Annotated in this window: 18 protein-coding genes; 3 read left to right on the forward strand and 15 right to left on the reverse strand. The window is 71.8% G+C overall.

What is annotated here, in order from left to right:
* Window positions 1-270 precede the first annotated feature (270 nt).
* The 3 genes from B0I31_RS43135 to B0I31_RS29590 form a co-directional block, all read right to left on the reverse strand.
* Window positions 271-423, reverse strand: coding sequence for a uracil-DNA glycosylase family protein (locus tag B0I31_RS43135; protein WP_425444415.1), 153 nt, complete (start codon window positions 421-423; stop codon window positions 271-273).
* Window positions 420-596: a uracil-DNA glycosylase family protein gene (locus B0I31_RS43140; protein WP_425444416.1), complete on the reverse strand. Its 177-nt coding sequence runs from the start codon at window positions 594-596 to the stop codon at window positions 420-422. Before B0I31_RS43140 ends, B0I31_RS43135 begins: the two co-directional genes overlap by 4 nt.
* A 113-nt stretch (window positions 597-709) precedes the next feature.
* On the reverse strand, window positions 710-892 hold the full coding sequence (locus tag B0I31_RS29590) for a CsbD family protein (protein ID WP_106618668.1): 183 nt from the start codon (window positions 890-892) through the stop codon (window positions 710-712).
* Between the two features lie 72 nt (window positions 893-964).
* Between B0I31_RS29590 and B0I31_RS29595 the strand changes: the two genes are divergently transcribed.
* The gene (locus B0I31_RS29595; protein WP_106618669.1) at window positions 965-1,324 is read left to right on the forward strand and encodes a VOC family protein; all 360 of its coding nucleotides are present in this window, start codon (window positions 965-967) and stop codon (window positions 1,322-1,324) included.
* A gap of 208 nt (window positions 1,325-1,532) precedes the next feature.
* Entirely contained in the window at window positions 1,533-2,036 is a 504-nt protein-coding gene (locus B0I31_RS29600) for an ANTAR domain-containing protein (RefSeq protein WP_106618723.1), read from the forward strand.
* On the opposite strand, the gene treZ is transcribed toward B0I31_RS29600, so the two are convergent.
* From treZ to B0I31_RS29630, 6 genes are all read right to left on the reverse strand, one after another.
* Window positions 2,014-3,768, reverse strand: a complete 1,755-nt coding sequence (gene treZ, locus B0I31_RS29605; protein ID WP_106618670.1) for a malto-oligosyltrehalose trehalohydrolase — start codon at window positions 3,766-3,768, stop codon at window positions 2,014-2,016. The genes B0I31_RS29600 and treZ overlap by 23 nt on opposite strands.
* 8 nt (window positions 3,769-3,776) lie before the next feature.
* The gene (gene treY / locus B0I31_RS29610) at window positions 3,777-5,990 is read right to left on the reverse strand and encodes a malto-oligosyltrehalose synthase (RefSeq protein WP_425444419.1); all 2,214 of its coding nucleotides are present in this window, start codon (window positions 5,988-5,990) and stop codon (window positions 3,777-3,779) included.
* A 182-nt stretch (window positions 5,991-6,172) separates the two neighbouring features.
* Window positions 6,173-8,299: a glycogen debranching protein GlgX gene (gene glgX / locus B0I31_RS29615; RefSeq protein WP_106618671.1), complete on the reverse strand. Its 2,127-nt coding sequence runs from the start codon at window positions 8,297-8,299 to the stop codon at window positions 6,173-6,175.
* 52 nt (window positions 8,300-8,351) lie between these two features.
* Complete coding sequence (locus B0I31_RS29620; protein WP_106618672.1) at window positions 8,352-8,696, reverse strand: hypothetical protein; 345 nt, start codon at window positions 8,694-8,696, stop codon at window positions 8,352-8,354.
* 91 nt (window positions 8,697-8,787) lie between these two features.
* Entirely contained in the window at window positions 8,788-10,677 is a 1,890-nt protein-coding gene (malQ, locus tag B0I31_RS29625; protein ID WP_106618673.1) for a 4-alpha-glucanotransferase, read from the reverse strand.
* Between the two features lie 121 nt (window positions 10,678-10,798).
* Window positions 10,799-11,719 carry a LacI family DNA-binding transcriptional regulator gene (locus B0I31_RS29630; protein ID WP_106618674.1) on the reverse strand — a complete coding sequence of 307 codons (921 nt, stop codon included), beginning with the start codon at window positions 11,717-11,719 and terminating at the stop codon, window positions 10,799-10,801.
* A gap of 109 nt (window positions 11,720-11,828) precedes the next feature.
* On the opposite strand from B0I31_RS29630, the gene B0I31_RS29635 reads away from it, so the two are divergent.
* On the forward strand, window positions 11,829-12,293 hold the full coding sequence (locus B0I31_RS29635) for a peroxiredoxin (RefSeq protein WP_106618675.1): 465 nt from the start codon (window positions 11,829-11,831) through the stop codon (window positions 12,291-12,293).
* A gap of 6 nt (window positions 12,294-12,299) precedes the next feature.
* On the opposite strand, the gene B0I31_RS29640 is transcribed toward B0I31_RS29635, so the two are convergent.
* The 6 genes from B0I31_RS29640 to shbA form a co-directional block, all read right to left on the reverse strand.
* Window positions 12,300-12,884: a TetR/AcrR family transcriptional regulator gene (locus B0I31_RS29640; RefSeq protein WP_106618676.1), complete on the reverse strand. Its 585-nt coding sequence runs from the start codon at window positions 12,882-12,884 to the stop codon at window positions 12,300-12,302.
* Window positions 12,885-12,886: 2 nt separating this feature from the next.
* A complete protein-coding gene (locus B0I31_RS29645; protein ID WP_106618677.1) occupies window positions 12,887-13,837 on the reverse strand; it encodes an LLM class F420-dependent oxidoreductase in 951 nt (316 codons plus the stop codon).
* Window positions 13,838-14,112: 275 nt separating this feature from the next.
* A complete protein-coding gene (locus tag B0I31_RS29650) occupies window positions 14,113-14,934 on the reverse strand; it encodes a M23 family metallopeptidase (protein ID WP_245950538.1) in 822 nt (273 codons plus the stop codon).
* A gap of 408 nt (window positions 14,935-15,342) precedes the next feature.
* Window positions 15,343-17,463, reverse strand: coding sequence for a transglycosylase domain-containing protein (locus B0I31_RS29655; RefSeq protein ID WP_245950539.1), 2,121 nt, complete (start codon window positions 17,461-17,463; stop codon window positions 15,343-15,345).
* 223 nt (window positions 17,464-17,686) lie between these two features.
* Entirely contained in the window at window positions 17,687-18,790 is a 1,104-nt protein-coding gene (locus B0I31_RS29660; protein ID WP_106618679.1) for a PfkB family carbohydrate kinase, read from the reverse strand.
* 22 nt (window positions 18,791-18,812) lie between these two features.
* Entirely contained in the window at window positions 18,813-19,508 is a 696-nt protein-coding gene (gene shbA / locus B0I31_RS29665) for an RNA polymerase sigma factor ShbA (RefSeq protein ID WP_425444420.1), read from the reverse strand.
* Window positions 19,509-19,543: the final 35 nt, after the last annotated feature.

Below are 19,543 nucleotides of genomic sequence, written 5' to 3' on the forward strand. Positions count from 1 at the left end.
GGGTCACCACGCCCGGGACCGGGCCGGAATTTCCGTTGCGAGGGCCGGCGGAGCTCGCATAGGTTCGCGGTACACGAGGAAGGAGGTGGTCCGAAGTTGAATAGCTATAGGACTCGTCGTGAGGTGGCTGTCCGCTAGGACCGACCTTTCCCAGGTGGTCTGGGCGAATCCCAGGCAGCCACCCGGCCCCCGTGACCCCGAGCCCAGTCCAGCTCGGCCCGCACCTGGTGCGGGAAGCGGTCAGGGGGCCGTTTCACGTTCCGGCGAGGTTCACCCCAGGTGGGCGCGCACGACCCGCAGGTCGGCGAGGAACCCCTGGTAGGCCTCGTCGCGGTCGGGAGCGCGCAGGACCGACGACGGGTGCACGGTCGCGATGACGTCGTGGTCCTCGGCACGCTCGGCCTGGCCACGCCGTTCGCTCACCTTGAACGCGGAGCCCAGCACGGCCTTCGCCGCCGTCGGCCCAGGCAGTCCAACGCCTTGTCCAGCAGTCGGCCGGCGGGACCGACGAACGGCTCGCCCTGCCGGTCCTCGACGTCGCCGGGCTGCTCGCCGACGAGCATCAGCCGGGCGTGCTCCGGTTCCGCGCCGAGCACCGTCTGCGTGGCCGGTTTGTACAGCTCACAGCCTCGGCACTCGGCGGCGGCACGGCGCAGCGCCGCCGAGTTCGGCCCTTTTGGGCACGAACTCGGCGGCGCTGGAGGTCCTGCTAGCGGTCGTCGCCACGGAAGGCGTCCTTGACCTTCTCCCCCGCCTGCTTCAGCGAACCCTTGGCCTGCTCGGCGCGGCCCTCGGCCTGCCACTGCTCGTTGTCGGTGGCGTCACCGATTGCTTCCTTGGCCCGGCCCTTGAGTTCCTCGGCCTTGTTGCTGACCTTGTCGTCGGTACCCATGACCGTCCTCTCGTCGGCTCTTCTCTGTCGACGAACGGGTACCCCTCCCCCGAACGGGGAAACTACGACCACATGACCGCACGTATCGTCGCCATTGCTATCGACTGCCCATCCGAGCAGGTCAGCACCGTTGCGGAGTTCTGGTGCGCGGCCCTCGGACACCACGTGGCAAGCCGCTGGAAGGACCCCGAAGGGGTGGAGTACACCGAGTTGGCGGGCGACGGCCCGACGCTCGTGCTGCAACCCGTCGCCGAGCCGAAGCGGACCAAGAACCGGCTGCACCTCGACCTCGCGCCGGACGGCGACCGGGACGCGGAGGTCGAGCGGCTCATCGGCCTGGGCGCCCGCGTGGTCGACGCCGACCCGGCCCTGCCCTGGGTGGTGTGCGCCGATCCGGCGGACAACGAGTTCTGCGTGCTCCCGGCGCGCTGAAACCCCTCCAGTTGCACCGGACCGCCCGTCCTCTACTACGGTGATCGTCTACGCGGTTGAAAAGCCAGCCGCAAGCCACCCGGCACCCGCAAGGGCACCAGGGTCAGCGAGAGCTGTGGGCTTGCCGGTGCTGGCACCCGCGTGTCCGGACGCTCTCGCACTGCTGGCCTGGCTGACCGGTACCGACGTGCGAGAGAGGAGCCCGACCGTGGTCGGGGACAACGGGCACGATTCGCTGACCGCGCGGATCGCCAGCCTTGAGGCCGAGATCGTGGGACTGCGCAAAGCGGTGCAGACGCGCACCGTGATCGGGCAGGCCACCGGCCTGATATCGGCGGTGCAGGGCTGCACGCCCCAGGAGGGGTTCCAGCTGCTCGTGCGGATGTCACAGCACCACAACGTGAAGCTGCACACGATCGCGCTGAAGCTGCTCGACCTCTCCGCCGAGCTCGGGCCGAGGCAGGCGGTGCGCGCCGTCCACACCTCCCCCGAACCGGACGACGACGGCCCGGTCGCCGTCGCCGCGTGGCCCGGGGTGGAGGTGGTGAACGCCGCACGCGGGCTCGTCGCCGCCTACGACGCGGCGCAGTACTCCGGTGACGACCGGCCGGAGGAGCGAAGACGGCTGGCCGACCAGGTCGAGTCGGCCGGTCGGCTGCTGGCCGAGAAGCTCACCGAGGTCGGTTGGCTCATCCCCGACCAGGGGACGTGACCGCCGCGCGCTCCACGATCGCGAAGGTGTCGGCGGGCAGGTGCACCGCCTGCCCGTCCACCGCCTGCCCGTCCGCCCCGGTCCCCACCTCCACCTCCGCCGACGCGAGCAGCACCTCGCCCGCCTCGACGTCGAGCCGCACCACGGTGTCGTCCCCGAGGTTGCACACCACCCGCAGCGAACCCCGGTGCAGCACGAGCACCGACCCCTCCTCGCGCACCACGAACCGGTCCAGCCGCGGGTCCGCCAGTTCCGGGCGTGACCGGCGCAGCGCGATCAACGCCCGGTAGAGCTCGAACAGCTCCCGGTGGCCGGGCGACGACACCTCGTCCCAGCGCAACGTCGACCGCCGCACGGTCTCCGGGTCGATCGGGTCCGGCACCTCCGACTCGCCCCACCCGTGCCTGCCGAACTCGCGCCGCCGACCCGTGCGCACCGCCTCGGCCAGCTCCGGGTCCGGGAACGAAGCGAAGAACTGCCACGGCGTGCTCGCCGCCCACTCCTCACCCATGAAGATCATCGGCGTGTACGGGGAGCAGAGCACGATCGCCGCGCCGACCGCCTGCCGCCGCCACGACACGGTCGCCGACAGCCGGTCGCCGGTGGCGCGGTTGCCGACCTGGTCGTGGTTCTGCAGGTAGGCGAGGAACCGGTGGCCGGGCAGCCGGTCGCGGTCCACCGGCCGGCCGTGGTGCCTGCCCCGGAACGACGACCACGTGCCCGCGTGGCGGAACACCTCGCGCAGCGTCCGGCCCAGCGCACCCTCGAAGTCCGGGTAGTAGCCGAACGTCTCGCCGCTCAACGCCACGTGCAGCGCGTGGTGCAGGTCGTCGTCCCACTGGGCGTGCAGGCCGTAGCCGCCGCCTTCCCGCGCGGTGACGAGCTTGGCATCGTTCAGGTCCGACTCGGCGATCAACGTCAACGGCCTGCGCACGGCGGCCGACAGGGCCTCCACCTCGACGGCGAGCTGTTCGAGCACGTGCAGCGCGCTGCGGTCCACGAGGGCGTGCACGGCGTCGAGGCGCAGCCCGTCCACGTGGAAGTCGCGCAGCCAGCCCAGCGCGTTGTCGACCACGTACCGGCGCACCTCGTCGGAGCCCTCGCCGTCGAGGTTGAGCCCGGGTCCCCAGTCGTTGCTGCCCGCGAAGTACGGCCCGAACCGGTCGAGGTACGCGCCGGACGGCCCGAGGTGGTTGTAGACCACGTCCAGCAGCACGGCGAGCCCGCGCGCGTGGCAGGCGTCCACGAACCGCTTGAACCCGTCCGGCCCGCCGTACGGCTCGTGCACCGCGCCCCACAGCACGCCGTCGTAGCCCCAGCCCGCGGTGCCGTCGAACGAGTTCACCGGCATCACCTCGACGTGCGTGACGCCGAGGTCGACCAGGTGGTCCAGCCGCTCGACCGCGCCGTCGAAAGTGCCGGCGGACGTGAACGTGCCGATGTGCAGCTCGTAGACCACCGCGCCGGGCAGCGCCCGCCCGGTCCACGCCTGGTCGGTCCAGCCGAACGCCGAGTGGTCGTAGACCCGGGACGCCGCGTGCACCCCGTTCGGCTGCCACCGCGACCGCGGGTCGGGCAGCGCCTCGTCGGAGTCGCCCAGCAGGAACGCGTAGTCGGCCCCGGTCGCGTCCGAGTGCCACCACCCGCCGTCGCCGGCCGTCATCGCGTGGTCGCGACCGTCGACCCGAACCCGGACGCGCTCGTGCGCCGGCGCCCACACCGAGAAACCCACGGATCTCCTCAGACTCCTGTCGTCGGCTCAGCCGACGTCCGATCGCCTCGAACCAGCAGTGCCACGGGGTAGCGGTCGAGCAGGTCGGCCAGCAGCGGTGAGGCCGGGCGGGAGGTGAGCACGTCGGTCCACTCCCCCGGCGGCAGCGGCAGCACCGCGTCACCCCAGCCGCCCGCGTTCGCCAACCCCACCGGGAGCCGGGTCGCCACCGCCACCAGACCGGTCCGCTCGAACGCGACGACGTGCCGCGCGGTGCGGCCGGACGCCTCCAGCGGCCGGTAGCCGCGGAACAGCTCGGGCCGTTCCCGGCGCAACCGCAGCGCGCGCTGCACGACCAGCAGCTTCGCCGCGCCCGAGTCGTCCACGTCCGGCAGCCAGCCGTCCTGGACGCGTTCCAGCAGCCGTCGCCGCACCTCGTAGTCGACGGGTCGGCGGTTGTCCGGGTCGACCAGCGACAGGTCCCACAGCTCGGTGCCCTGGTAGACGTCCGGCACGCCGGGCGCGCAGAGCTGCACCAGCTTCTGGCCCAGCGCGTTGGACCAGCCCGGCGCCACGATCCGGTCGACGAACGACGCCACCTCGGCCGCCACCGGACCGGCCAGCACCTGCTCGGGCCACGCCGCGACGGCCGCCTCGAACTCCTCGTCGTGGTCGATCCACGTGGTGCGGACCTTCGACTCCTTGGCCGCCTTGTCCAGGTAGGCGCGCATCCGGTCGGCGGTGATCGGCCACGCGCCGACCAGGGACTGCCACGCCAGCATGTTCAGCGACGGCTCGTCGATCGGGTGCGCGGCGGTCCACCGGCGCACGCACTCGGCGAACTCGCCGGGCAGCTCCGCCAGCACCGCGAGCCGGGCCCGCACGTCCTCTGACCGCTTGGTGTCGTGCGTGGACAGCGCCGTCATCGACGCCGGTGACCCGGCCTCCCGCATCGCCGCGCGGGCGTGGAACTCGGTCGGTGGCACGCCGAAGCGGTCCGGAGCGCCACCGACCTCGTTGAGCGCCACGAACCGGGTGTAGCGGTAGAACGCGGTGTCCTCGGTGCCCTTGGCGACGACCATGCCGGACGTCTGCTGGATCCGCGTGGCCAGCTCGCCCTGCGGCTCGGCGCGCACCTGCCGGTCCAGCGCCGCTGCCGCCGGCGACGCCGCCGCGGTCACCGCCGCTTCCCACGCGTCGAGCCCTTCGGGCAGGTAGGAGCGGTAGACGGGGAAGTGGACCATGACCTCGGCCACCGCGCGTTCGGCCTCGGCCTGGTCCGCGTCACGCACCAGGGCCGCGATCCGGCGCACCTCGGCGCGCAGGATCGTCCGGGTCACCAGGTCGCGGCACTCGTGCTCGACCGCGGCGAAGTCCGCGGGCACGGCGAACTCCTCGGCCAGCGCGGTGAACGCCGCCTCGCCCGCCGGGTCCACGAACAGGCCGCAGACCTCGCGCAACGCGTCGTAGCCCGTGGTGCCCTCGGCGGACCAGCTCACCGGCAGCCGCTCGTCCGCGCCGAGGATCTTCTCCACGACCAGCCACACGCCCGAGCGCTGCTTGAGCCGCCGCACGTACCCGCCGGGGTCGGCCAGCCCGTCCGGGTGGTCGACCCTCAGCCCGGTCACCTCACCCGACGCCACCCACCGCAGCACTTCGCCGTGCGTGGCGTCGAACACCGCGGGGTCTTCCACCCGCACCGCGGCCAACGTGGTGATGTCGAAGAACCGCCGGTAGTTCAGCTCGGTGTTGCCGCGCCGCCAGAACACCAACCGGTAGTGCTCGTGCTCTTCCTCGGACGCCTCGTCACCCGCGAACGGCAGCAGCAGGGGCCCGGAGTCCCAGTCGATGTCGAAGAACCCGGCGTACCGCGACTCCCGACCGTTCCGCAGGACGTCCCACCACCACTGGTTGACGTCGTCCGGACCGACCGCCATGTGGTTGGGCACGATGTCGAGCACCAACCCGAGCCCCGCCCGCTTGAGCGCCTTGTGCAACGCCAGCCGCCCGGACTCCCCACCCAACTCCTCCCGTGCCCGCGTCGGGTCGACCACGTCATAGCCGTGGGTCGACCCGGGCACCGCCTCCAACACCGGTGAGGCGTACAACGCGCCGACACCGAGCGCGTCCAGGTAGTCGACCACCGCCTCGGCGTGCGCGAAGGTGAAGTCGGGCGTGAACTGGATGCGGTAGGTCGACGCAGGTGCACCACCGACCCCACCGCCGACCAGTTCGCTTCGCAGGGGTCCCCCCTGGGGGTCCCCTGTCTCGATTTTACCGGCGGGGTCCGACAATTCCCGGGTCGAGCCGTGCGGTTCCGGGGTCGAGCCGTGCGGTTGCGGGGTTGAGCCGTGCGGTTCCGCGGGCGAGCTGGGCGGTTCCGGGGTCGGGCCGTGGCCGATGGCGGCCGGGCCGGGCGCGCCCGTCACTCCTGCTCCAGCCGCTGCAGCACTACCAGCGACCGCGCCACCAGCGTGAGCGTGCCGCCCGCCGCCACGACGTCGCCCTGCTCGGGAAGTGGCGTCACCTCGCCCGTCGCGGTGTCGATGACGACCGTCCACTGGGAACCGTAGCCCTCCTCGGGCAGCGTCACCTCGATGTCCTCGTGGTGCGCGTTGAACGCGAGCAGGAACGAGTCGTCCAGCACCCGCATCCCCCGCTGGTCGAGGTCGGGTATGCCTTCGCCGTTGAGGAACACCACGACGCAGCGGCCGAAGTCGTCGCCCCAGTTCTGCTCCGTCATCTCTTCACCCGAAGGTGTGAACCAGGCGATATCGCGGAGTTCGTCGCCCTTGCGGATGGGCTTGCCCTGGAAGAACCGGCGCCGCCGCAGCACGGGGTGCTGCCTGCGGAACGCGGTCAGGGCCGACGTGAACTCCACCAGGTCCCGGTTCTTCTCCGCCAGCGTCCAGTCCACCCAGGACAGCTCGTTGTCCTGGCAGTAGGCGTTGTTGTTGCCCCGCTGGGTCCGGCCGAGCTCGTCGCCGTGCAGCAGCATCGGCACGCCCTGCGACAGCAACGTGGTGGCCAGCAGGTTGCGCCGCTGCCTGGCCCGCAGGTCGTTGACCTCGGGGTCGTCGGTCGGCCCCTCGACACCGCAGTTCCACGACCGGTTGTCGTCGGCGCCGTCACGGCCGTCCTCGCCGTTGGCCTGGTTGTGCTTGTCGTTGTACGACACCAGGTCGTTGAGCGTGAACCCGTCGTGCGCGGTGACGAAGTTGATCGACGCGTACGGGCGGCGGCCGTCGTCCTGGTACAGGTCGGACGACCCGGTGATGCGGGACGCGAACTCGCCCAGCGTGGCCGGCTCGCCGCGCCAGAAGTCGCGCACCGTGTCGCGGTACTTGCCGTTCCACTCGGTCCACAGCGGCGGGAAGTTGCCCACCTGGTAGCCACCCGGCCCGACGTCCCACGGCTCGGCGATCAGCTTCACCTGCGACACCACCGGGTCCTGCTGCACCAGGTCGAAGAACGTGGACAGCCGGTCCACGTCGTAGAACTCGCGGGCCAGGGTCGCGGCCAGGTCGAACCGGAACCCGTCGACCCGCATCTCGGTCACCCAGTACCGCAGCGAGTCCATGATCAGCTGCAACGTGTGCGGGCTGCGCACGTTCAGCGAGTTCCCGGTGCCGGTGTAGTCCATGTAGAACTTCGGCTCGTCGTCCACCAGCCGGTAGTAGGCCTGGTTGTCGATGCCGCGCATGGACAGGGTGGGTCCGAGGTGGTTGCCCTCGGCGGTGTGGTTGTAGACCACGTCGAGGATGACCTCGATGCCCGCCTCGTGCAGGGCGCGCACCATGCCCTTGAACTCCTGCACCTGGTTCGCCGTCTCCGGCATCGCCGTGTAACCGGCGTGGGGCGCGAAGAACCCGATCGTGTTGTAGCCCCAGTAGTTGCGCAGGCCCTTGTCCTGCAGTCCGTGATCGGTGATGAAGTGGTGCACCGGCATCAGCTCGACCGCCGTGACGCCGAGGCCCTTGAGGTGGTCGATCACCGCCGGGTGCGCGAGGCCCGCGTACGTGCCGCGCAGGCTGCGGGGCACCTCCGGGTGCTGCATGGTCAGGCCGCGCACGTGGGTCTCGTAGATGACCGACTCGTTGTACGGGATGTTCGGCGGCCGGTCGTTGGACCAGTCGAAGAACGGGTTGACCACGATCGACAGCGGCACGTGGCCCGCCGAGTCCTGGTCGTTGCGGGCGTCGGGATCGCCGAACTCGTAGCCGAACAGGGACTCGTGCCAGTCGACGTCGCCCGCGATCGCCTTCGCGTACGGGTCGATCAGCAGCTTGTTCGGGTTGCACCGCAGGCCGCGCTCCGGGTCGTGGGGCCCGTGCACGCGGTAGCCGTATTTCTGGCCGGGACCGACGCCGAGCAGGTAGCCGTGGTGGACGAAGCCGTCCACCTCCGGCAGCCGCACGCGCGTCTCGGTCCCGTCAGCGTCGAACAGGCACAGCTCGACGTAGTCGGCGACTTCCGAGAAGAGGGTGAAGTTGGTGCCTACGCCGTCGTAGGTGGCACCGAGCGGGTAGGGGGTACCGGGCCAGGGCCGCACAGGGTTTTCCTCCGGACGAGCGGGAACGATTCGACCCCTTGACCGTGCTGGGTCAGGACCTGCCTGCGTGTGACCTGACGAGCTGGCCGCGCGCGGCGACCAGGAGCAACCTCGCCTCCTGCCACTCGCAGTAGCGCAGGTGCTCGCAGGCGGCCTCGGCGCAGGCCACCGCCTGGGCGAGCGCTCCGTCCGAACCCACGTCGGTGCGCCGCAGGGCGTCCCGGAGGGACTCTTCGGCATCGCGGGCCCCGGCGAGCGGATCGGCCAGGTTCGTCGGTCGGACGGCCACCAGGACCTTCTCGACGGTCGACTCCAGAGCGTTCGAAGGGGTGCTGCTGCTCTGGGGAATCATCTGTTCGGGCACCAGCCCGGTACGGGACACCAAGTCGGTGTTCACGGGTGACTGCCACCTCCAACCTTGGCGCGGGTGACTGGTTGACGATACTCCGCGGCCGAGCCGCGCGCTGTGACGTGGGGGTTTCGCTTCATCACGAACCGCTCCCGTCGACTCCGGGCGTGCGATCGCCGGCCAGCACCGCGGCCACCCGCCGCACGCGCGCATCCACGAACATCTCGTCGAGCGCCACGGGCAACGGGATGCGCCAGTTCGGGTACTGGTCGGTGGTGCCGGGCAGGTTGGGCTGGCGGGTCTCGCCCAGCGCATCCTGCGGCGAGGTCAGCACGAGCACGGAACGGGCTTTCGCGAGCAGGGCGTGGAACGCGGTGACCAGGTCATCGGCAGGTACACCTTCCTGCTTGAGGAGTTCGAGCAACTCCCCGCGCTCACGCTCGGCTGCCCGGTATTCCCCGTCCACCGGTCCCTCAAACTGCCCCAGTTCGGCTCGCACCCGAACGTGTTCGGCGGCCAGGAACCCGGCCACCGTGGGCAGGTCGTGGGTGGAGATGCTCGCCATGGCCGACGCGGTCCACTTCTCCGGCGGCACGAGCGGGTGGTCGGGCAGGTCGTACTCGCGTTGGAACCACAGCACCGCCGAGCTGAGCACGCCGTGCTCGTGCAACGCCTCGGTGACCTTCGGCTCGATCGTGCCGAGGTCCTCGCCGACGACGACCGCGCCGGCCCGGTGCGCCTCCAGCGTCAGCACGGCCAGCATCGCGTCCGGGTCGTAGTGCACGTAGGTGCCGCGCTTGGGCGGCTCGCCCGGCGGGATCCACCACAGCCGCCACAGGCCCGCGACGTGGTCGATGCGGATGCCGTCCGCGTGCCGCAGCACGCTGCGCACCACCGCCCGGAACGGCTCGTAGCCCTGCTCGGCGAGCCGGTCGGGTCGCCACGGCGGCAGGCCCCAGTCCTGGCCGAGGCGGCTGAACGCGTCTGGTGGCGCGCCGACCGTGACGTCCGCGGCGAACGCGTCGCGAACCGCCCACGTGTCCGCGCCGCCGGGGTTGACGCCCACCGGCAGGTCGTGCACGACCCCGACCGGCATGCCCGCGTCTCGCGCGGCCCGGCGCGCGGCGGCCAACTGCTGCTCGCACAGCTCCTGCAGCCACGCGTGGAACGCCACCCGTTCGGGATCGGGGGTGGCGGTGGCCGGGTCGCGCTGCCCGGGTGGCCACTCGCGCCAGTCCGGGCCGTGCACCTCGGCCAGCGCGCAGAACCGGGCGAAGTCGAGCAGGTCGCCTTCGGGCGCGCGGTGCTCCTCGTGCCGCCAGAGCAGTTCGAGCGCCTTCGCCTTGGCTGTCCACACCGCGTCGTAGTCGATCAGGTCGGTGTCGGCTGGCGGGCGCAGCGCGTCGATCTCGGCACGGGTGGCGTCGTCGGCGGCGCGGTAGGCGGGGATGTCGGAGATCCGCAGGTAGAGCGGGTTGGCGAAGCGGCGGCTCGACGGCGAGTACGGCGAGCGCTCCACCGGCAGGGTGGGGCTGATCGCCTGCACGGGGTTGACCAGCAGCACGCCCGCGCCGAGTTCGGCCGCGCTGCGCCGGGCCAGCGTGGCGAGGTCGGCGTAGTCGCCCATGCCCCACGACTCGGAGGAGCGCATCGCGTAGAGCTGGAGCATCCACCCCCACGACCGGGGGACGGGTGCCAGCTTGCGCGGCGCGACGATCACGGTCCGCGCACCGAGCCGGTGGTAGCCCAGCGGCAGCGCGGCGGGCAGCTCGACCCGGCCGCCGTCCTCCAGCTCGACCGTGCCGGTCTCCTCCAGCACGTCGCCCTCACGCAGGACGACCGTGCGCGGCGGTACTTTCGGCGCGGCGAGCGCGCGCCGGACCGCCTCCGGCGTCGAGGCGTCCACGTCCAGCTGCGCGAGCACCGCGACCACCACATCGGGGTCGACGTCGGCTCGGCGCTGGGTGGCGTCCTCGTAGTGGGTGGCCACGCCGTGGGCCTCGGCCAGTGCCGCGAGCTCGTCGTCCACGTCGGACAGCTTCGCCTTCCCCGTCGATCGGAATCCAGGCTGGTGACAACTGGTCACCCAAAGGTTGCAGGACGTTGCCCGTGGTTAATAACCCAGCAGAGTGAGTTCAAACCTCGCGGCGTCAAGAACCTGCGGGCCCGGTCGACTCGCGCACCACCAGCTGCACGGACGGCGGCTCGGTGTCGTCCTCCTCGCCGCGCAGCCGGGCCAGCAGCACGTCCACGGCGTGCTCGCCGCGTTCCCGCCAGGCGCCCTCCACCGCGGTCATGCCCACGGCGCGGGCCAGGTCGGTGCCCTCGAGGCTGACGATCGACACGTCGCCGGGCACCTCGCGGCCGTCGCGGCGCAGCCGCAGGAACACGCCCAGCGCCACCTCGCCGCTCGTGCTGATCACCGCGGTCGGCAGCCGCTCGCCGTCGAGCAGCGCGTCCACCACCTGCTCGCCGCCCGCCACCGTCGACGACGACCACAGCGTCCACTCCGGACGGACCGCGAGCCCCTCGGCGACCAGCACCTCGTCGTAGGACTCGTCGATGTCGCCGGCCAGCACCAGCGCCACGTCTTGGTGGCGCAGCCCCGTGAGGTGGCCGGCCGCCAGCCGCAGCGCCTCGCGCAGGTCGCCGTCCCACACCGCGACCACGGGCACGTCCAGGCCCGCCAGCGCGGCGTCCTCGGCGTCGGTGAGGTTGACCGCGAGCGCGAGCACCCCGTCGACCCGCCTGGCCAGCGGCAGCTCTTCGAAGAACCGCTTGCGCGCGTCGGCGTCGCGCAGCACGTAGAGCAGCACGTCGTACCCGGCCTGCCGCAACGCGCCCTCCGCGCCCGCGAGCAGGTCGCCCCGGCCCACGTCGGCGGTCAGCACGGCGACCGCGTACCGCCGGCCGCCGGCGAGGCTGGACGCGTCCCGCGCGATCGCGTACCGCATCCGCTTGGCGACCTCGGTCACGTACCGGCGGGTCGCCTCGGACACGCCGGGCTCGCCGCGCAGCGCCCGCGACACCGTCGCCGCGGACACCCCGGCGGCCCGCGCGACGTCGGACATGCTCGTCAACTCACACCTCCCGGCCTGGTACGAGGTTAGCGAGAACCGTACGGTTGCCTTGCCCCGAGCACCCTGCGGTACGTGATCGACACCCTGCGAGAGGACCGCCATGAAGGCAGGCGACCAGGCACCCGACTTCACGCTGGCCGACCAGGACGGCGTGCCGCGCACGCTGTCCGGGCTGCTCTCCGGCGGCCCCGTGGTGCTGTTCTTCTACCCCGCCGCGATGACCGCCGGGTGCACCGCGGAGAGCTGCCACTTCCGCGACCTCGCGGCCGAGTTCGCCGAGGTCGGGGCGCAGCGGGTGGGCATCAGCCCGGACTCCGTGCAGCGGCAGCACGAGTTCGCCGCGACGCACCGCTTCGACTACCCGCTGCTGTCCGACGGCGACGGCGAGGTGGCCGCGCGGTTCGGCGTGAAGCGGCGCTTCGGGCCGCTGCCGGTGAAGCGGCACACGTTCGTCATCGACACCGACCGGACCGTGATCGAAGTCATCAGATCCGAGTTCGCCATGAACGCGCACGCCGACAAGGCGCTGGCCGTGCTGCGCGAACGGGCCGGCCGCACGGCCTGACGGCGTTCAGCAGGGCCGCAGCCCGGCGAGGACGAAGTCGGCGATCTCCTCGCCGAGCTGCGTGGGCGACTTGGGGCCCTCCGGCCGGTACCAGGTCGGCAGCTGGTTGACCACGCCCAGCGCGATCAGCACCGCCGTGTCGGCGGGCACGGCGGAGCCGAACTCGCCTGCCTGCTGCGCCTGCTCGACCACGGACCGGAACGTCTCGTGGTAGCGCCGCCGCTCGGACCGGAAGGTGGCCATCCGCTCGGCGTCCAGCCGGTGCATCTCGCGCACGAACACCGCGGTCTCGTCCACGCTGGCGGCCGTCGTCTCGACCAGGCTGACCAGGATCCGCCGGACCGTGGTGGCCGCGTCCAGCCGGGCCGCCACGATCCGGTCGAGGTCGGCCATCTGCCGCCCGATGAGCGACCGGTAGATCTCGAACAGCAGGTCGTCCTTGGACCCGAAGTAGTGGTAGAGCGCGCCCTTGGTGACCGAGGCCGCCTCGACGACCTCCTGCACCGTCGTCGCGTCGAACCCCTTCGCGGCGAACAACCGCACGGCCGCGCCCACGATCCGCTCGGGCGTCGCCCCGGTGCGCCGCGCCACGGTCAGGCGCCTGGCGCCAGGGCGCGCACCAGGTCGAGCTGGTCCGCGCCGGTGGGCAGCAGGGCGATGACGGGCGTGTCGACGCCGTTGGCGGCGTACTTCGCCACGTGCGCGCGGCACTCGTCCACGCTGCCGTGCACGATCAGCTGGTCCACCACCTCGTCCGGGATGAGCGCGCCGGCGCCGCGCCGGTCACCGGACGCCCACGCCTCGTGCATCGGGCGCAACGCCTCGCCGCGGCCGAGCCAGTCGTGGAACGCCGCGTACGCGGGCACGGTGAGGTACGTGCTGATCAGCATGCGGCCCAGCGCGCGGGCCGCGGCGGCGTCCTCGGTCGGGCACACGAAGATCCGGGCGGCCAGCTCGCCGCCGTCCATCTCGGCACGCACCTTCGGCACGTCGTCGGCGCCGAGCCAGTTGGTGATCGCGCCGTCCGCCTCCCGGCCGGCCAGCCGCAGCATCCCCGGGCGCAACGCGGCCAGCATGATCGGCACCCGGTGCTCGGGCGCGCGCTCCAGCTTGAAGCCGCGCACGGCGAACGTCTCGTACTCCTCGGACACCTTCTCGCCCGCCAACGCCGCCTTGAGGAACCGCAGCGTGTCCCGCGTGCGCTGGAACGGGTCGCGGAACGGCACGCCGTTCCAGCGTTCGACGATCGCAGGCGAGGACGACCCGATGCCCAGCACGAACCGCCCACCGGACACCTCGGCCAGGGTCGCCGCGGTCATCGCCAGCGTCGCCGGTCCGCGCGTGTAGACGGGGGCGATGGCGGTACCGAGCCGGACGCGGTCCGACCACTGCGCGGCAAGCGCCAGCGGCGTGAAGGCGTCGGTGCCCGCGGTCTCGGCCGACCAGACGTCGGTGTAGCCGAGGTCGGTCAGTTCGGCCACCAGCGCGCGGTGGTCGAGCACCGGCACGCCGGTCAGCGGCAGCGTGATTCCCCAACGACCCACGATCGCCTCCCTGAAGGTGTCCGGCCGCCACCGTACCTCAGGTACCGACCAGTCGGTATGCCCACATCGGGGAGTGGCGCAGGCCACGTGTCACCCGCCCTGGGGCCGGGTAACCAAGGGATGCGCGTACCCGCCCCTGTACGCCGTTCTGCCCCGCCGGAGTGCGCCCGGCGGGGCAGAACGTGGTACGCGCCGACAAGCCGTCGTGCGTGGCCTTGGGCGCGGGGTTCGCGCGTGCTTCAGAGCTTCAGCGCTTGCCGCGGTACGCGAAGTCTCTACAGGGAGATGCCGCGCTCGCCCAGCCAGCCGACCGGGTCGATCTTCTGCGAGCCGTTGACCCACACCTCGAAGTGCAGGTGCGGGCCGGTGGACTGGCCGCGGTTGCCCATGGTGGCGATCTGCTGGCCCGCGTTGACCCGCTGACCCGCCGACACCAGGCTCTCGTTGATGTGGCCGTAGATGGTGATCGTGCCGTCGTCGTGCTGCACGCGCACCCACAGGCCGAAGCCGGACGCCGGGCCCGACTCGACCACGACGCCGTCCATGGCGGACAGGATCGGGGTGCCGATGGAGTTGGCGATGTCCACGCCGTAGTGGGTGGTGCCCCAGCGGGCGCCGAAGCCCGACGTGAACGAGCCCTCGGCCGGCTTGGCGACCTTCGGCCGGCTCGCGGCCTCGGCGGCGGCCCGCTCGGCGGCCTGCTGCTCGGCGATCCGGGCCTGCTCGTCGGCGATCCGGGCGTTCTCGGCGTCGATGCGGGCCTGCTCCGCCGCGGCGGCTTCCTGCTGCCGCTTCAGCTCGGCCTGCCGCGCGGCGTAGCCGTCGGACGCGCGGCGGATCGCCTGGTCGACGTGCTGCCGGACGAAGAGCCCTTCGGAGCGCATCAGCTTCGCCGCTTCGAACGCGGGCTCGACGGCGTGCACGGTGCGGACCTCGGCCTCGCGGGGCGCGGAGGTGTGCACCAGGGCAGCCGCCAGGTCGGAACTCGCGCCGACCGGGAGGAACCGGGCGTCGCCGGTGTCGAGGCCGCCGGTGGCGCCCACGCCGGTGGCGAGGGCGCCTGCCGCGACGACGACCGCCGCGACCCGGCCGCTCACGGGCTTCCGATCGCACTCCGCGCGGTGGGAGCGTTTGCCGGACGAGGTGTGGGGCGCGGTGAACGCGCGTCGACCTCCGGCTTTCGTGTGCCGTGCCAAGGTAGTGCCTTCCTGCATCGGGGAGCACGGCCCGGCCACAGGGACACCTGGCGGGGGATCCAGGCTGGCGGCGCTTTCGGGGAGCGACGCCGTGTCCCTATGGTGACCGAACCGTGACATGCGGCGGGGACCGTAACCCGATGTAACAAGAAAGGGCAAGCCCTGGCGAAACCACTAGTGCTTTTTGGTGAGATAACCCACTGATCGTCACTCAGCGTGTTCGAGTACCCGCAGGTTCCGTATCAGCTCGTTATAAAAGGCCAGGTCAGAGGCACCTTTGGGCGTGACGTAACCCGTGACGAAGGTCGGCTACCGGTAGCGCGGCTCGACCGGCGGCAGGTCGGCGGGCGGCTGGCCCTCGTGGATCACCCGCATGGCGTTGAACCACGTCGGAGCAGCCACCTGACCACCGAAAACGCCGCCCGCGTCGTTGCGGCCGCACAGCCTCGGCGGGGTGCCGTTGCAGATCACCTGGGGAGCCACCCCATCGGTGAACGTCATGACCGCCCCGGCGAACAGCGGAGTGGCACCCATGAACGCCACCGACCAGTGGTTCTCGGTGGTGCCGGTCTTGCCGATCATCGGCCGGTTCCAGCCCGCGTTCGACGCCGCGCCCGCGGCCGTGCCGCGGGGCTTGGTGTCCGCGCTCATGCCGACCGCCAGCGCGTTCGCCACCTCGGGCGCGACGGCCTGGTCGCACGGCGCTTCCTTCAGCTGCACCGGCTGGCCGTTGCGGTCCACGACCTTCTCCACCGGCGTCGGCGGGCACCACTTGCCGCCGCTCACGATCGTCGCCGCCACGTTCGCCAGCTCCAGCACGCTGGTCGGACCCGCGCCGAGGGTGAACGAGCCGCTGTTGTCCCGCTTGTAGACGTCACCCTGGGACGGGCCGTTGGAGCCGTCCGCCTTGAGCGGGTCGCCCGCGCCGTTCACGCCCTGCATCGACTCGCGCAGCCCCAGCCGGTAGGCCATGTCGACCACGTTGTTCAGCCCGGCCTGCTCCTCCAGGATGATGAACGCGGTGTTCGGCGACTGGGCCAGCGCCTCGGTCAGCGTCATCTTCTCCGGGTAGTCGCCCGCGTTCTTGACCGTGTAGGGCTTGTTGCCGTCCTTGTAGACCCGCGAGTTGTAGGTCTTCGGCACGTCGATCTGCTTGTCGATGCCCGTGACACCGCGCTCCAGCGCCGACGCGGCGGTGAACACCTTGTAGATCGAGCCCGCGCCGAACTTGGTCACCTCGGCGGGGATGGAGTAGGCGCTCTGCCCGGCGTCGGCGTTGTTGCCGAAATCGCGGTTGGCGGCCAGCGCGCGCACCCGGTGCTTGTCCGTGCCCGGCTGCACCACGGCCATCGCGTTGGCGATGCCCGGCTGGGCCTTGGGCACCTGCGCCATGGCGGCGTCCTTCGCCGCGCGGGTGGCGACCGGGTCCATCGTCGTGGTGATCGTGTAGCCGCCGCGCAGCAGTTCCTCGGTCGGCAGGCCCGCCTTCTCCAGGTAGTCGATCAGGTAGCGGCAGAAGAAGCCGTAGACCGGGCCGTCGCCCGCGCCGACGCAGCCGTTGGGCAGCAGCTTCAGGTCGGGCACGACGCCGATGTCGGTGGCCTTGTACTCGGCGGCCTTGTCCTCGGCGACCTTCGCGTCCGGGCCGAACGCGCCGTTGTCGCGCATCCGGTCGATCACGGTGTTGCGGCGCTTGATCGCGGCGTCCACGTCGGAGCCCGGGTTGAGCCGGCTCGGCTCGTTGACCAGGCCCGCGAGCATCGCGGCCTGCGGCACGGTCAGCTTGTCCGGGGTGGTGTCGAAGTAGGTGCGCGCCGCCGCGCCGACGCCGTACGCGCCGTTGCCGAACGGGACGACGTTGAGGTAGGCGGTGAGGATCTCGTCCTTGCTCATCTTCTGCTCGAGCTGGGTGGCGATGCGGGCCTCGCTGATCTTGCGGCCCAACGTCACCTCGGTGGCCTTCTCGTAGGCCTCCTCCGAGCCCTTGCCGACCACGAACGCGAGGTAGTTCTTCACGTACTGCTGGGTGAGGGTCGAGGCGCCCTGGGTGGTCTCGCCGTCGACACCCGCCTTGGCGGCGGCACGGGCGATGCCCTGCCAGTCGACGCCCTTGTGCTCGAAGAACCGCTTGTCCTCGATCGCGATGATCGCGGCCTTCATGGTGTCCGCGATGCCCTCGGACGGCACCGGCACCCGGTACTGGTCGTAGAGGTACGCGATCGGCTGGCCGTGCATGTCCAGCACCGTCGTCACGAGGGGCAGCTCGGCCTTGGTCAGCTCACCGGAGGTCTGGTCCACGGTGTCCGCGGCCCGGTTGGACGCCAGCCCGAGGCCGCCCACCACCGGGAACAGCACCGCCGCGACGAGCACGCCCGCCATCAGGCACAACCCCACCAACTTGACCAGACCTGTCGCGCGCGCGGCGAACACCGACCAGCAACCCCTTCCACAACCCCGCGGGAACCCCCACTGACTAAGTCGCGCGATGACCACCGCAGGTTGCTCCGCGAGGAGCAGAAGTTCTCGGCTCGATCTCCGGCGACGGTTGTCGAAGTTACTCCTGCCCACCGAAGGCCGTGGTCAAACCCCGCTCGGCCGGACGGCGCAGCGCCGCGGGCACGCGGAGGTGACCAGCCTCACGCCCCGGCGGTGATCAGTTCGACGCGCGCAGCCTGATCGTCGCGCTGGCCCGCCGGACCTCCACCCCCGCGTGGTGGGGCAGCACGTCCTCCAGGAACGCGTACCCCTTCAGGTCCTCGTCCGGTCGCCGCGACACCGTCCGCCACCAGGTGGCGATGTCCACCCAGCCGGGCGCCGACAGCGACCCGCCGAAGTGCTGCACCGACAGCGCGGCGCACAGGTTCGCGAACCGCACCCGGTCCGCCAGCGGCCACCCCGACAGCGTCCCCAGCACGAAACCGGCGCCGAACACGTCACCGGCGCCGGTCGAGTCCAGCGGCGCGACGTTCAGCCCCGGCACGTCCACCATCTCGCCGGTGCCCGAGTCCACCGCCACCGCGCCACCGCCGCCCCGCGTCACCACCACCACGGGCACGTGCTCGGCCAACGCCATCGCCGCCCGCTCGGGAGTGTCCGACCGGGTGTACCGCTGCGCCTCGGCGTCGTTGGGCAGGAACGCGTCGAACCGCTCCAGCCGCCGCAGCAGCTCGGGCGCCCACAGCTCGGTCCGGTCCCACCCGATGTCGGCGAACAGCAGCGCGCCCTGCTCCTTCGCCTGCGCCACCCACCGCTCGTCCTCCGGGCCGACGTGCACGAAGCACGCCCGGGTGAGGGGCGGCGGGTCGAGGATCTCGTCGGCCGACACGGGCGGCCGGTGGCCGTGCGTCACCATCGACCGGTCGCGGTCCATCGCCATGGACACGGTCACCGGCGAGTGCCAGCCGTAGAACCGGCGGCAGTAGGAGAGGTCGACGCCCTCCTGCTCGGCCAGGACCTCCCAGCAGAAGTCGCCGTAGGCGTCCTCGCCGAACGCGGCGGACAGCGCGGTCCGCAGTTGCAGCCTGCTCAGCGCCACGGCGAGGTTGGCGATGCCGCCGGGGCACGAGCCGAGCCCCTCGGCCCACACCTCGGTGCCCGGAGCGGGCGGGCGGGGCAGGCCGGTGAAGATGATGTCCAGGAACACGGTCCCCGACAGCAGCACGTCGAACACCGGCACGGGGCCCGCTCCCGGCTCCGCGGACGGCGCCGGCTGGTTCGACGGCACTAGTGGTGGCACGAGCGGAGGCGTGGCGGCCATGGTCCCACGATGCCAGGCCGGGTCAGCCGTCGACAGCCGCGAACATCTCGCGCATTCGGGCGAGCGCGCGGTGCTGTGCGACGCGGACCGCGCCCGCGGTCGAACCGACTGCCGCCGCCGTCTCCTCCGCCGACAGCCCCACGGCGACCCTGAGCACCAGGATCTCGCGCTGCCGCTCGGGCAGCCTCTGCAACAGCTGGGTGATGTGGCCGATCATCTCGCCGGTCATCGCCCGCTGCTCCGGCCCGGCCTCCAGGGTCGGCGTGTCGGGCAGCTCGGGCACCACCTCGGCGCGGCTGCGCACCGCGCGTCTTCGCGCGTCGGCGACCTTGTGCGCGGCGATCCCGTACACGAACGCCAGGAACGAGCCCGGCTCGTACTGGTACTTGCCGAGCGCCGACACCACCGCCAGGCACACCTCCTGGGCGATGTCCTCGGCCGAGACGAGCGTGCGCTCCCTCGACCCGACCCTGGCCCGGCAGTAGCGCAGCACCAGAGGCTGGATGCGCGCCAGGAGCTGGCCGATCGCGCGCGGTTCACCCAGCAGCGCCTGGTCGACCAGCTCCGACAGCTCGGCCTCGGCCAGCCACTGGGCGGTCACCGGGCTCCCGCCCTCGCCCACCACCAACCTGACCTCGGGACGACCGGTCACGCCGGCGTCGTCGCGGACCGCGCCGACCCCCACCTCGACGTCAGCTCGCACGGATGCGTGCTGCACCATCCGGCGACCTCCTCACGCTCGTCATACCTCCG

The organism is Saccharothrix carnea (genome assembly GCF_003014735.1).
In the GTDB taxonomy this organism is placed as follows: Bacteria; Actinomycetota; Actinomycetes; order Mycobacteriales; family Pseudonocardiaceae; genus Actinosynnema; species Actinosynnema carneum.

Excerpts from the sequence above, each read along its gene's own strand:
- B0I31_RS29590 (WP_106618668.1), bottom strand. The coding sequence starts at position 892 with ATGGGTACCGACGACAAGGTCAGCAACAAGGCCGAGGAACTCAAGGGC.
- B0I31_RS29595 (WP_106618669.1), top strand. The coding sequence starts at position 965 with ATGACCGCACGTATCGTCGCCATTGCTATCGACTGCCCATCCGAGCAG.
- B0I31_RS29630 (WP_106618674.1), bottom strand. The coding sequence starts at position 11,719 with ATGTCCGACGTCGCGCGGGCCGCCGGGGTGTCCGCGGCGACGGTGTCG.
- B0I31_RS29635 (WP_106618675.1), top strand. The coding sequence starts at position 11,829 with ATGAAGGCAGGCGACCAGGCACCCGACTTCACGCTGGCCGACCAGGAC.
- B0I31_RS29660 (WP_106618679.1), bottom strand. The coding sequence starts at position 18,790 with ATGGCCGCCACGCCTCCGCTCGTGCCACCACTAGTGCCGTCGAACCAG.